The 13289-nt window shown below is 73.2% G+C and carries 11 protein-coding genes and 1 pseudogene; 1 reads left to right on the forward strand and 11 read right to left on the reverse strand.

Annotated elements, in window-relative coordinates:
• Positions 1–94 precede the first annotated feature (94 nt).
• From C1703_RS06715 to infC, 8 genes and pseudogenes are all read right to left on the reverse strand, one after another.
• Positions 95–1112: pseudogene (locus C1703_RS06715) on the reverse strand (PP2C family protein-serine/threonine phosphatase).
• A gap of 210 nt (positions 1113–1322) precedes the next feature.
• Positions 1323–3836, reverse strand: coding sequence for a phenylalanine--tRNA ligase subunit beta (pheT, locus tag C1703_RS06720; RefSeq protein ID WP_114251024.1), 2514 nt, complete (start codon positions 3834–3836; stop codon positions 1323–1325).
• Positions 3836–4963, reverse strand: a complete 1128-nt coding sequence (pheS, locus tag C1703_RS06725) for a phenylalanine--tRNA ligase subunit alpha (RefSeq protein ID WP_114251025.1) — start codon at positions 4961–4963, stop codon at positions 3836–3838. The genes pheT and pheS overlap by 1 nt, the downstream gene beginning before the upstream one ends.
• Positions 4964–5092: 129 nt before the next feature.
• The gene (locus tag C1703_RS06730) at positions 5093–6235 is read right to left on the reverse strand and encodes an ATP-binding protein (RefSeq protein ID WP_114251026.1); all 1143 of its coding nucleotides are present in this window, start codon (positions 6233–6235) and stop codon (positions 5093–5095) included.
• A 54-nt stretch (positions 6236–6289) separates the two neighbouring features.
• Positions 6290–7150, reverse strand: a complete 861-nt coding sequence (locus tag C1703_RS06735) for an RNA methyltransferase (RefSeq protein ID WP_114251027.1) — start codon at positions 7148–7150, stop codon at positions 6290–6292.
• A gap of 88 nt (positions 7151–7238) precedes the next feature.
• Positions 7239–7622 carry a 50S ribosomal protein L20 gene (gene rplT, locus C1703_RS06740; protein ID WP_010045263.1) on the reverse strand — a complete coding sequence of 128 codons (384 nt, stop codon included), beginning with the start codon at positions 7620–7622 and terminating at the stop codon, positions 7239–7241.
• 95 nt (positions 7623–7717) lie between these two features.
• Complete coding sequence (gene rpmI / locus C1703_RS06745; RefSeq protein WP_057614273.1) at positions 7718–7912, reverse strand: 50S ribosomal protein L35; 195 nt, start codon at positions 7910–7912, stop codon at positions 7718–7720.
• 112 nt (positions 7913–8024) lie between these two features.
• Entirely contained in the window at positions 8025–8663 is a 639-nt protein-coding gene (gene infC / locus C1703_RS06750) for a translation initiation factor IF-3 (RefSeq protein WP_232840736.1), read from the reverse strand.
• Between the two features lie 396 nt (positions 8664–9059).
• On the opposite strand from infC, the gene C1703_RS06755 reads away from it, so the two are divergent.
• Positions 9060–9416 (forward strand): DUF1844 domain-containing protein, encoded by a 357-nt coding sequence (locus C1703_RS06755; RefSeq protein ID WP_031114676.1) that lies wholly within the window; start codon positions 9060–9062, stop codon positions 9414–9416.
• A 1-nt stretch (position 9417) separates the two neighbouring features.
• Here C1703_RS06755 and C1703_RS06760 read toward each other — a convergent pair whose 3' ends face one another.
• The 3 genes from C1703_RS06760 to C1703_RS06770 are packed head-to-tail and all read right to left on the reverse strand — an operon-like array spanning position 9418 to position 12220.
• The gene (locus tag C1703_RS06760) at positions 9418–10149 is read right to left on the reverse strand and encodes an SseB family protein (RefSeq protein WP_114251028.1); all 732 of its coding nucleotides are present in this window, start codon (positions 10147–10149) and stop codon (positions 9418–9420) included.
• Positions 10150–10193: 44 nt separating this feature from the next.
• Positions 10194–11372, reverse strand: coding sequence for a type VII secretion-associated serine protease mycosin (gene mycP, locus C1703_RS06765; RefSeq protein WP_114251029.1), 1179 nt, complete (start codon positions 11370–11372; stop codon positions 10194–10196).
• Positions 11369–12220, reverse strand: coding sequence for a hypothetical protein (locus tag C1703_RS06770; protein ID WP_114251030.1), 852 nt, complete (start codon positions 12218–12220; stop codon positions 11369–11371). Before C1703_RS06770 ends, mycP begins: the two co-directional genes overlap by 4 nt.
• Positions 12221–13289 lie beyond the last annotated feature (1069 nt).

Here is a 13289-nt window from a genome sequence, read left to right on the forward strand (position 1 = left end):
AGTGCGGCGGCCCGTCCCCGCCGTCCGCCCGGCCGCCTGCCCGACACTCCGTGGCGGGGCGGACGGCTCGGCCGGGCGCGTCATCGCCGGTGGGTCAGGTGTACGTCGTCGGCTGCGGGTGCGTCGTGGCTGGTCGCGCAGTTCCCCGCGCCCCTGAGGCGCGTACAGCGGGTGTTCGTGAAGACCATCAGGGCGATGTCGTCCGCAGGTGCGCCCCGGGTGTGGTGCCGGAGGGCAGCGCACACACAGTCCAGAACCGTCTGCGAGGAGAACGGCTGGTCCCGTACCGCACGCGTCAGGACGTCCGGCAGGGGAAAGAACCGGCCACGGGCGTCCCTCGCGTCCTGGGCGCCGTCCGTGTAGAGGAACAGCGCGTCGCCGTGCTTCAGGTACCCCAGGCTCACGGCGGACAGCTCGGTCGGCAGCGGGAACAGACCCAGTGGCGGGTACGGATCGGCCGGGGCGAGCTGGTCGGCGCCCGTGCCGCTCAGCCGGTACGGCCACGGGTGCCCGCAGTTCAGCGCGAGCAGCTCGCCGTCGGGCCGGATCTCCACGAGCAGCAGGGTCACGAACTCCTCGGTGGCGCCGGCCGGATGCTCCTGGCGCAGATGCCGGTCCAGGGCGCGTTCCAGCCGGCGCAGCACCGCGCCGAGGCCCTGCTCGTCGTGCGCGGCCTCGCGGAAGCAGCCGAGCACGGCGGCGACGGTCCCGAAGGCACCGATGCCGTGCCCGCGTACGTCACCCATCACGGACCGCACGCCGTACTCGGTGGCGACGACCTCGTACAGGTCGCCGCCGACCGCGGCCCCGCGCTCCGCCGTCACCTGGGCGGCGGCGACGTCCAGTCCGTCGACCCGCGCGGGCAGCGGCCGCAGCAGCGCGTCCTGCGCGGCACCCGCGACCCGGCGCAGCTGACGCAGCTCCCGCAGCAGCGTCTGCCGCACATGGAGGACGAGCCCGGTCCCGACCGCGAAGAACACGGCGCTGGTGACGAGCCGCGCCTCCAGGTGGGTCTCCTGGGCGAGCGGACAGGCGAGCTTGTACGTGACGGCCGCCGCGCCCCACACCGTCGGCAGTCCGAGGCTGCGCACCCGGCCCTTGATGCGGATCATGCCGATGGCCCCCCAATAGGCCCTGACACACAGAATCGGACCGGCCCAGAAAGGCCGGTCCGATTCTGTTGGACAGTTCACCCGAAAAGGCAGGATCACCCACCATTACCACTCGAACGAGTGAGGTGACTCGCCCTCAAGGGGCGCGGGGAACTGTGCGACCAGCCACGACCAACCCGCAGCCGAAGTCACCGCACAGCCCCCACCGCGCTAACTCCGCAACTCGGCCCCCACCCGCTCACCGGCGAGAGCGACGGCCGCGTCCCGAGCCGCCGACGCCTCGTCCACGGTCAGCGTCCGATCGGCCGCCCGGAACCGCAGCGCGTACGCGAGCGACTTCCGTCCCTCGCCCAACTGCTCGGCGTTCTCGTACACGTCGAACAGCCGAATGGACTCCAGCAGCTCACCGGCCCCCTCGCGCAGGGCCTCCTCGACCTCCGCCGCCGGAACAACGGCGTCGACGACCAGGGCGACATCCTGCGTGGCCACGGGGAACGTGGAGATCCGCGGCGCCGCCACCGTGGTGTCCCCGGCGGTCTCCACCGCGTCCAGGTCGAGCTCCATCGCGCAGGTCCGCGCGGGCAGCCCGAGCGCCTTCACGACGCGGGGATGCAGCTCACCGGCGTGGCCCACGACCCGCTCGGCACCGTCGACGGCGACGACCAGTTCGGCGCACCGCCCCGGGTGCCACGGCCCGTACTGCCCCTTGCGGATCACCAGCTCGGCACCGGCCTCACGGGCGACGGACCGCGCCGCCTCGACCGCGTCGGCCCAGTCCGCCGGACGGCCCTTGCCCCACCAGCCGGCCTGCTCGCGCGCACCGGCGAGGACGACGGCGACGTGCCGCGGCTGCTCGGGCAGCGCGGCGTTCAGCTCGGCGAGTTCCTCGTCGGTGGGGCGGCGGTCGACGGGGAGCACGGCGGCGACGCGCCGCTCCTCGCGCGGCCGGAAGACCAGGCCGGTCTCGAACAGCGCGAGGTCGTGCGAGCCCCGGCCGTCGTTGCGGCGCAGCGCGGCGAGCAGGCCCGGCAGCAGCGTCGTGCGCAGCGCGGGCTCCTCGTCGCTCAGCGGGTTGCTGAGCTTCACGACGCGGCGGGCCGGGTCGTCCTTCTCCAGGCCGAGCTGGTCGAAGACCTGCTCGCCGATGAAGGGGTAGTTCAGCGCCTCGACGTACCCGGCGCCGGCCAGGGCGCGGCCGACGCGGCGGTGCAGCCGCTGCCGGTCCGTCAGGCCGAGGCCGGCCGGCGGCTTGGGCAGCGTGGAGGGCAGGTTCTCGTAGCCCTCCAGACGGATGACCTCTTCGGCCAGGTCGTTCGGGTCGGTGAGGTCGGGCCGCCAGGACGGCACGGTGACGATCAGCTCGTCCTGCCCGTACACGTCGCAGCCGATCTCCTGCAGCCGCCGGACGACGGTCTCGCGGCCGTAGGCGACGCCCGCGACCTTGTCCGGGTGGTCGGCCGGGATGGTGATGGTGCGCGGCGCGCCGGGCGCGATGACCTCGGTGACGCCGGCTTCGGCGGTACCGCCCGCGAGGAGGACCAGCAGGTCGACCGTGCGCTGCGCGGCAGCGGCGGCGGCCTGGGGGTCGACGCCGCGCTCGAAGCGGCGGGAGGCCTCGGAGGACAGCTTGTGCCGGCGGGCCGTGCGCGCGATCGACACCGCGTCGAAGTGGGCCGCCTCGATGACGACGTCGGCCGTGGCGTTCTCCGCGTCGTCGTGGTCGGCGATCTCCGTGTCGGCGCCGCCCATGACACCGGCGAGCCCGATCGGGCCGCGGTCGTCGGTGATCACCAGGTCCTCGGCGTCCAGCGTGCGCTCGACGCCGTCGAGGGTGGTGAGCTTCTCGCCCGGCTCGGCGCGGCGCACGCCGATGGTGCCCTGGACCAGGGAGCGGTCGTAGGCGTGGAGCGGCTGGCCGAGCTCCATCATCACGTAGTTGGTGACGTCGACAGCGAGGGAGATCGGGCGCATGCCGACCTTCTGCAGCCGGCGCTGGAGCCAGATCGGCGAGCGGGCCTCGGCGCTCAGACCGGTGACCGTGCGGGCCGTGAAGCGGTCGCAGCCGGTGGGGTCGGAGATCCGCACCGGGTGGCCGTAGGCGTTCGGGCCGGGCACGTCGATCAGGGCCGGGTCGCGCAGCGGCAGGCCGTAGGCGATGGCGGTCTCGCGGGCGACACCGCGGATGGACAGGCAGTAGCCGCGGTCAGGCGTGACGGCGATGTCGAGGACCTCGTCGACCAGCTCCAGCAGCTCGACGGCGTCCTTGCCGACCTCGGTCTCCGGGGGCAGCACGATGATGCCCTTGGTGCCGTCGTCGCCCATGTTCAGCTCGTCGCTGGAGCAGATCATGCCGCGCGACATCCGGCCGTAGGTCTTGCGCTCGGCGATCTGGAAGTCACCGGGCAGGACGGCGCCGGGCAGGGCCACGACGACCTTGTCGCCGACGGCGAAGTTGCGGGCGCCGCAGATGATCTCCTGGGGCTCGCCGGTGCCGTTGGCCTGGCCGACGTCGACGGTGCAGAAGCGGATCGGCTTCTTGAACTCCGTCAGCTCCTCGATGGTGGCCACCTGGCCCACGACCAGCGGGCCCTTGAGGTCGGCGCCGAGCTGCTCGACGGTCTCGACCTCGAGCCCGGCCGAGACGAGCTTCTCCTGGACGTCGCGGCCGGATTCCGTCGCCGGCAGGTCGACGTACTCCCGCAGCCAAGAAAGCGGGACCCGCATCAGATCTCCATCCCGAACGGCCGGGTGAACCGGACGTCACCCTCGACCATGTCTCGCATGTCCTCGACGTTGTGGCGGAACATCAGCATCCGCTCGATGCCGAACCCGAAGGCGAAGCCGCTGTACTTCTCGGGGTCGACGCCGCAGGCCGTGAGGACCCGCGGGTTGACCATGCCGCAGCCGCCGAGCTCGATCCAGCCCTCGGAGGAGCAGGTGCGGCAGGGGCGGTCGGGGTTGCCGACGGACTCGCCCTTGCAGACGTAGCAGAGCATGTCCATCTCGGCGCTCGGCTCGGTGAAGGGGAAGTAGTTCGGCCGGAGCCGGGTCTTCATGTCCTCGCCGAACAGGGCCTGGACCATGTGGTCGAGGGTGCCCTTGAGGTCGGCCATCGTCAGGCCCTCGTCCACCGCGAGCAGCTCGATCTGGTGGAAGACCGGCGTGTGCGTGGCGTCCAGCTCGTCGGTGCGGAACACCCGGCCGGGGCAGACGATGTAGACCGGCAGCTCACGGTCGAGCAGGGCGCGCGCCTGCACCGGGGAGGTGTGGGTGCGCAGGACGACGCCGGAGCCGGACTCCTCGGTGCCCTTGGGGCCCTGTACGAAGAAGGTGTCCTGCATCTGCCGGGCCGGGTGGTCGGGCAGGAAGTTCAGGGCGTCGAAGTTGAACCACTCCGCCTCGGCCTCCGGACCCTCGGCGACCTCGTAGCCCATGGCCACGAAGACGTCCGCGACCCGCTCCATCATCGTGGTGAGCGGGTGCCGGGCGCCGGACGGGACGCGGTCGTACGGCAGCGTGACGTCCACCGCCTCCTCGACCAGTACCCGCGCGTCCCGCTCGGCCTCCAGCTCGGCCTGCCGGGCGGCGAGGCCCTTGTTCACGGCACCTCGGGCCTGGCCGACGCGCTTGCCGGCCTCGGCCTTGGCGTGCGGGGGCAGGGCGCCGATCTCGCGGTTGGCGAGGGCCAGCGGGGAGGCGGGGCCGGTGTGGGCGACCTTGGCCTCGTGGAGCGCGTCGAGGGAATCCGCGGCGGCGAAGGCGGCGAGCGCCTCGTCCCGCATGCGCTCGATCTCTTCCGGTTTCAACGTCTCGACCTCTACAGGGTCGTACGACTTATTCGGTGCCGACATCTCTTCCCGTGCTTCCGATTGGCTGGCTGAAGGTCCCCGTCACCGACTCCGACGGCCGTCTGCGGGACACAAAGGTGCCAATGGCCGAGTCTAACGGGGTGGAGGTGTACGAATGCGCCCGCGGGCTGCTCAGGCGAGGTAGGCCGGAGCGCTCACGGGCAACGTAAATCGGAACTCGGCACCGGCGCCGGGGGCGCGGCCGACCGTGATGGTGCCGCCGTGGGCCTCGACGATGCCCTTGACGATGTAGAGCCCGAGGCCCGTGCCGCCGCGCTTGCTGCCCCGCCAGAAGCGGGTGAAGACGCGGTTCATGGACTCCTCCGGGATGCCGGGCCCCTCGTCGCTCACCGTGACCGACGTGCCGGTGTCCTCGCCCTCACGGGGGGACGCCGTGGCCGTGACGTCGATCGTGACAGTTCCCTCACCGTGCCGCACGGCATTTTCCAGGAGGTTGCTGAGCACCTGGTCGATCTTGTCGGGGTCGGCCCACAGGTCGGGCAGCGGCTGCTGGACGCGCAGCAGGAACCGGTCGGCGGGCTGTCCTGCGGCGACGTAGGCCTGGATGTGCCGGCCGACGGCGGCGCCGATGTCGACGGGCTGGCGGCGCACCTCCAGGCGGCCGGAGTCGATCCGGGAGATGTCGAGCAGCTCGGCGATGAGCCGGGTGACGCGGTCGGCGTCGGCGTCGACGGTCTCGAGCATCAGGCGCTTCTGGTCGTCGGTGAAGCGTTCCCACTTGGCGAGCAGGGTGGCGGTGAAGCCCTTGACGGAGGTGAGCGGGGAGCGCAGCTCGTGGGCGACGGTGGCGATCAGCTCGGCGTGGCTGCGCTCGGTGCGGCGGCGGGCCTCGGTGTCGCGCAGGGTGACGACCAGACGGCGGACGGGCCCGGTGGGCCGGGTGCGGACGTAGCGCGCGGAGACCAGCACCTCGCGCCCGCCGGGCAGCAGGAGGTTGCGCTCCGGCTGTCCGACGCGGATGGCGAGACCGCCGTACGGGTCGGTCAGCTGCCACCAGCGGCGCCCTTCGAGGTCCTCTAATGGCAGGGCCTTCTCCAGCCGCTGCCCGAGGGCGTCGCGGGCGCGGACGGCGGTGATGCGCTCGGCCGCGGCGTTGAAGCAGATGACGCGGCCCTGCTCGTCGGCGACGACGAGCCCGTCGGGCAGCTGGTCGGGGTCGATGCCGAGGCAGGCGGGATCACCGGGCGGCCGGGCCGCGGCAGGCGGGCTCCCGGCGTCCTGGGCTCCCGGTGCGCTGCTCGTGCCGACGCTCATCGCCGTACCCCACCTCCAAGGCTCCGCAGAGGGGTCCCTGAGCTGGTCACCCTACTAGTTCCCGGTGACGGAGCGGCACCCTCCGGAGGCGCGCTGTGCACGCGCCGACGCATAGAGACATACGGCGGCGGCGGTGGCGAGGTTCAGGCTCTCGGCCTTCCCGTGGATCGGGACGCGCACGACGGCGTCGGTGAGGGCGCGGGTCTCCTCGGGGAGCCCCCAGGCCTCGTTGCCGAAGACCCAGGCGGTCGGGCCGCCCATGGTGCCCTTGTCGAGCTCGTCGTCGAGGTCGCGGTCGCCGGCCCCGTCGGCGGCGAGGACGCGGACACCGGCGGCCCGCAGCGCTTCGACGGCGTGCTCGACGGGGACGCCGACGGCCACGGGCAGGTGGAACAGGGAGCCGACGGAGGCGCGGACGGCCTTGGGGTTGTACACGTCGACGGAGGCGTCGGTCAGCACGACGGCCTCGGCGCCGGCGGCGTCGGCGCAGCGCAGCACGGTGCCGGCGTTCCCGGGGTCCCGCACGTTCGCGAGCAGGGCGACCAGCCTGGGCCGGGCCTTCAGGACGTCCTCGAAGGGCGTGTCCAGGAAGCGGCAGACGCCGACGAGGCCCTGCGGGGTGACGGTGGTGGAGATGTCGGCGATGACCTGCTCGGAGGCGAGGTGGACCCGGGCTCCGGCGTCCCGGGCCGCCCCCACGATGTCGGCGTACCGCTCGGCGGCCTCCAGCGTGGCGAACAGTTCCACGAGCGTCGCCGAGCCCCCGGCGCGGTGCCCGGCCGCCTCCCGCACGGCCTGCGGTCCCTCCGCGAGGAACAGCCGCTCCTTCCCCCGGAAGTTCCGCTTGGCCAGCCGGCGTGCGGCGAGGACGCGGGCGGAGCGGGGGGAGATGAGCTCGGGGGTGGCAGGGGACATCCTGTTCGCTTTCTCAGTAGCTGCACAGCAGGACCCGCAGGCCGGATGGCCTGCGGGTCCTGTCAGTCACATCGGCTCGGAGCCGGCGTCAGGCCGCCTTGGGGGCGTTGACGTCGCTCGGCAGCGCCTTCTGGGCGACCTCGACGAGCGCGGCGAACGCACCGGCGTCGTTGACGGCCAGCTCGGCCAGGATCTTGCGGTCGACCTCGATGTTCGCGGCCTTCAGACCCTGGATGAAGCGGTTGTAGGTCATGCCGTTGGCGCGGGCAGCGGCGTTGATGCGCTGGATCCACAGCTGACGGAAGTCGCCCTTGCGCTTCTTGCGGTCGTTGTAGTTGTAGACCAGCGAGTGGGTGACCTGCTCCTTGGCCTTGCGGTACAGGCGCGAACGCTGACCGCGGTAGCCGGAGGCCTGCTCGAGGATCGCCCGGCGCTTCTTGTGGGCGTTCACTGCCCGCTTGACGCGTGCCACTTCTTAACTCCTTGTAGCGGGGCCGTGGGGGTCCTCACACGGCCCGAAATCGATTGGGTCCCGGTCCTGACGTGCGGCGCTCTCGCGCCGGGGCGTCACTTGCCGAGAAGCTTCTTGATCTTCTTGGCGTCGCCCGGGGCCATCTCGGCGTTGCCGGTGAGGCGGCGCGTCAGGCGCGACGTCTTGTGCTCGAGGTAGTGGCGCTTGCCGGCGCGCTCACGAAGCACCTTGCCGGAGCCGGTGATCTTGAAGCGCTTGCTGGAACCGCTGTGCGTCTTGTTCTTCGGCATAGCGCCGTTCTCTCCTCGTCGGTGGCGCTCCGGTGCCCGGTTGCGAGAACCGGGCACGGTGGAGCGTCGTTTTCTTTCGGTTGCTTCCTGGGACTGGCGTCCCGGGAGGGGGTCACGCCTCGGCGGGCTCCTCAGCCGGCGCCTCGGCGTCCGCGGCGTTCTGCGACTTGCCGGGGTTGGCCTTCGCTTCCGCCTTGCGGGCTTCCTGCGCCTGGCGAGCCTCGGCCATCGCCTCGGTCTTCTTCTTGTGCGGACCGAGGACCATGATCATGTTCCGGCCGTCCTGCTTCGGGTTCGACTCGACGAAACCGAGGTCCTGGACGTCCTCCGCGAGACGCTGCAGCAGTCGGTAGCCCAGCTCGGGCCGGGACTGCTCGCGACCACGGAACATGATCGTGATCTTGACCTTGTCGCCCTGCTTGAGGAACCGGACGACGTGACCCTTCTTGGTGTCATAGTCGTGCGGGTCGATCTTCGGCCGGAGCTTCATCTCCTTGATGACCGTGTGCGCCTGGTTCTTGCGCGCCTCACGGGCCTTCATGGCCGACTCGTACTTGAACTTCCCGTAGTCCATGAGCTTGCACACGGGCGGACGGGCGTTCGCCGCGACCTCGACCAGGTCCAGGTCGTACTCCTGCGCAAGCTCCAGTGCCTTGGCCAGCGGGACGATGCCCACCTGCTCGCCACTGGGACCGACAAGTCGCACCTCGGGAACGCGAATCCGGTCGTTGATGCGGGGCTCGGCGCTGATGGATCCTCCTCGGTAGCACCACGCGACGGTCTGGCGGACGGCCGCGTAACGTCTCTTTTCGATAGACCTAACCGCGCCGAAGCAAGAAAAATGCCCCGGACGATTCCCAGGCGGGGCTCCTCGAACTACCGGAGCACCGCCGCGGGAAGCCGCGGGGCGCGCTTTCGGACGGATCGCCGCCGCTGGGACGGGACCGTCTGACCGGTGACCCGACGCCCTGAGGGCGGTCAGGTGGGAGTTCGAAAGCCTCCACTTGTGGGTCGGGCTCGCGGGCTGTGAGGCATACGGGTCCGACCGGTCGTTACACGAGGTTACCAGCAATGGCCAGGAAGGGCTAATTGGGGCGCGTCGGGGCCTGGTGCGGCGCGGCTCCACTCTGCGCCTATCGTGTGGGGCATGAGTGAGACCCCTCCTGAGTCCCCCGACTTCGACGCCATGGCCCGCGACATCGCCGAGGTCCCGGCGGTCGAGGTGATCGTGACGGTCGCCGTCAACCTGATGAGCGCGGCCGCCGTGAAGCTCGGTCTGACCGAGGAGGGCGAGAAGCACAAGGACCTGGACGAGGCCCGCAAGCTGGTGCACGCGCTGGCCGGTCTGCTGGACGCGTCCGCGACCGAGATCAGCTCGTTCCACGCGGCGCCCCTGCGCGACGGCCTGAAGTCGCTGCAGCTGGCGTTCCGCGAGGCCTCCCTCGTCCCGGACGAGCCCGGTCAGGGCCCGGGTGAGAAGTACACGGGCCCGGTCTACGGCTAGTTCATCCGCGTACGTACAGGGGCTCGCCCGGGGGCGTCGCCTCGGCCGGCAGCAGTGCCAGGTCGAGGCCGCGCACCAGGCGGGCCCTCAGTGTTTCGTCGGCGGCCAGGCGCTCGGCGACGGCCCGGGCGGCCTCGGCGGGGGCCGCGGACGGGTCCAGGACCAGGGCCAGGGTGCCGTCGGCCTGGCCGGGGCCGAGGTGGGCGCGCAGGACGGCGGGCTCGGCGGCCACGGCCTCGCGCACGGCGTCGACGACGGCCGGGTCGGCGAGCGGGTCGGCGCTGGCGCGGCCCTCGGCGAGGGCGAGCAGGGCGGGGCCGGTCAGCTCGAACGGCACCGGTCCGGCCAGGTCCAGCACGACCGTGTCCGCCTTCTCGTGCGCGGCGGCCTGGAGAGCCTGGTGCAGGGGTACGGCGACGGGGCGGGCGGCCGGGTCCCAGCGGGCGAGGGAGTCCGTGGAGGTGAAGGCGGGCAGGGCGGTGCGGTTCCCGGCCTTCAGGGTCGGTACGGCCATGTCGCTGGTCTTCTCGCGGCGCAGTCCCCGCTCGTCCTCCTCGACCTCGCCGAGCACGGCGACGACGGGGACCAGCAGCCGGGCGCCCTTGAGCGCCTCCAGCACGGGTCCGACGGCGGTGCGGTCCTCGGACCAGGCGGCGAGGGCCGCGCTCAACCGGGGGTCGGCGGAGCCGTCGTCGTCGGAGAAGCCGGGGTCGGGGATGTTCTTGTTCGCCACGGTCGTCGACCCTATCGGCCGGGTGGCTCGCCCCGGGCGGCGGCTCAGAAGTCCTGGTCGCTCGTGCGCCGACCGCGCCACAGGACGACCGCCGCGACCAGCAGCACGCCGCCGGCGCCGCCCGCGAGGGGAGCGGCCCAGTCGGCGGTGCCGTCGCCCGAGGAGGCGGCGTCCGGGCCGCTGCCGAAGTACTCCTGGCCGTAGGACGCCGACTGGAGGCCCTCGGGCTTCAGGCGGGCGGCGGCCTTGATGGCGGCGGCCGGATCGACGAAGCCGAAGCCGCGGGAGTCGTCGCGGCCGTCGACGGGGGCGTCGCGGGCGGTGTCCTCCAGGAGTTTCTTGATCTGGGCCGGGGTCAGGCCGGGGTGGGCCGCCTTGACCAGTGCGACGGCGCCGGAGACGAAGGCGGCGGCGGCGCTGGTGCCCCAGCCCTCGTAGTACTTGTGGTCCGGGTCGGCGATGACGACGTCGACGCCGGGGGCACTGACGGTGGCGTACCAGCGGCGGGTGGAGAAGGAGGCGCGGGTTCCGGCGCGGTCGACGGCGGTGGCGGCGATGACGCCCGGGTAGGCGGCCGGGTAGGAGATGCGGTCGCCCTTCTCGCCGCCGTTCCCGGCGGAGGCGACGACGACCACGCCCTTCTTCAGGGCGTACTGGATCGCCTGGTCCTCGCTGGGTTCGGGGTGCGCGGAGGCGGAGTCGTCGCCGAGGGAGAGGTTGATGACGTCGGCGCCGTGGTCGGCGGCCCAGCGGATGCCCTCGGCGAGGGCGTTGCCGCGGGTGCTGCGGGCCTTGGCGCGGGAGGGGTCGCCGTCCTCCAGGATCACGCGCACGGGGAGGATCTTCGCCTCGGGGGCGATGCCCATGACGCCGTCGGCGTTGCCCGGGCCGTGTCCGTGGCCGGCGATGATGCCGGCCATGGCGGTGCCGTGGCGGGCCCAGGCGCGGTCGCCGGGTTCGGCGCCGAAGCGGACCAGGTCCTTGCCGGGCAGGACGTTGCCGACCAGGTCGGGGTGGTCGGCCTCGACGCCGGTGTCCAGGACGGCGACGGTGACGCCCGCGCCCTTCGTGGTCTGCCAGGCCTCCTGTGTGTGCATGGCGTCCAGGGCCCACTGCTGGGCGCGGATGCCGTCGGCGTGGGCGGTGGCGGAGGGGACCAGGACGAGGCCGGCGGCGAGGAGGACGCTCAGGAACCCGCCCGCGCGGGACGCGACGGCTTTCACGACGGCTGCTCCGTGGCCGAGCGGACGTTCTTGCGTAGGCCGCGTTCGACGCGGTCGGCGAGGCCCTTCGCCTCGTAGCCGAGGCCGGCCTGGGCGGGGGCGGTGGTGGCGCCCGACTCCATGGCGTCCCCGGCGGGCTGGGGGTCGTCGACCGTACGGCCGTCGGCCCAGCCGGAGACGGCGTAGACCACGACCGGGGCCTCGGTGAGCACGGAGACCGTCCAGGCGGCGCGCTGCCGGGCTCCGAACTGCGCGGCGGGGGTGCCCTGCGCGGCGTAGGGCAGGGGCATGAGGTCGCTGCGGCGGTCCAGGCGCTCCTTGCGGAAACGGTTCGCGAGGGAGGCCATGCCGGGGGCGTCGGCCGTGGTGAAGAGCAGGCCGACGGTGGTCACGTAGCTCTCGGTGGCGTCGGTGTAGGTGGCGCGCAGGAGGCGTTCGCAGCCGACGGGGGCGAGGGCCTTGCGCAGCAGGGGGTCGAAGGCGTCCTTGCAGCCGCTGTCCGGGGCGACGGCGATCCGGGTCCAGGTGCGGTCGGCGCCGCCGGGGCCGGCGCCCTGGCCCTGCACGGTGGGCGGGAACAGCTGGTCGACCGGGACGCTGTGCCAGAGGCCGCCGGCGGCGGTGAAGGTGCTGCGCGAGCCCTCGCCGCCGGAGTCCCCGACCAGCCAGCTGCCGGTGACCGCGCCGGAGATGAGCCCCAGCCCGAGCACCAGGCAAACGGCGGCCGCGACGGCCTGCGACCTGCCGCGCCGCCCGAGCGGACGGGGCCGGGCGTCGCCGTCGTACACCTCGGGCTCCCCGAACGAGACGACGGGCCGCGTGGCGCCGGGCGTACCGCCGGGGGCCAAGGGGGCGCTCCAGGAGAGTGCCGGGTCGGGTGAGACGGGGGTGGTCTCCGGGGCGGGGCGGGGGGAAGGGGGGGTCGGCGAGGCGTGCGGGGCGACGGCGGGGCAGGGTGGGACTGCCGCTCGTGCGCAGACGACTGGGCGGTGTGGGACTGCCGCTCGTGCGGAGACGGCGGGGCGGTGTGCGGCTGCCGGTCGCGCGCAGACGACTGGGCAGCGTGGGGCTGCCGCTCGCGCGGAGACGGCGGGGCGGTGTGCGGCTGCCGGTCGCGCGCAGACGACTGGGCAGCGTGGGGCTGCCGCTCGCGCGGAGACGGCGGGGCGGTGCGGGGCTGCCGGTCGGGGGCCGACGGCAGGCGTATCCCGCGTCCGGCGGTCGAAGCGGCAGCGTCGGAACCGGCTCCGGCGGCCGCACCGGTCTGCGGCTCGCGCGTGGGGCGCGGCGGGGCGCCTGGCCGTACGGCCCCGGGTCGGCTTGCCGACGACACGGCCGACGTCCCCGGCACACCGGGGGCGTCGGGGCGGCCGAAGGATGCAGCGGTCTCGGCGGGTGACGGTTCCGCGGGGACCGGACGCAGGCGAGCGGTCGTCTCGGACGCGTTCTCGTCCGGGGCGCCGGTACGGCGTGGCGTGGGCAGACGGAAGGGCCGCCCGACCGTCTCGGACGAGCCCCCGGCCGGGGTGTCCGCCCGACCGGGCGCGGTGAGACGGTACGGCCGGTTCGTCCCCGCCGAGCCCTCGTCCGACGCGCCGGAACCGTGCGCGCGGCCGGACGAGCCCGACGACGTCCCCGACTGGGAGTCCGAGCGGTCGCGGATGACGCTGGGCGGCGTGTCCGGGAAGCGGGCGGAGGCGGGGGGCGGGGGCAGGGTCGTGGAGTCGCTGCGCTGTGGGGCGGCGGTGCCGAAGCTCGGGAAGCGGGGACGGCCGGAAGGGCCACCGGCCTGCCCGGAGGACGCCGCACCGCCCCGAGTCGCCTGTCCCTGGTCCGGGCCGGCCCCGGTCGACGCGCCGCTCGGGCCGAAGCGTCCACCGGACGCCTCGCGGCCCTCGGCCGCGGACACGGACATGG

Origin of the sequence: Streptomyces sp. Go-475 (genome assembly GCF_003330845.1) — a bacterium.
Taxonomy (GTDB): domain Bacteria; phylum Actinomycetota; class Actinomycetes; order Streptomycetales; family Streptomycetaceae; genus Streptomyces.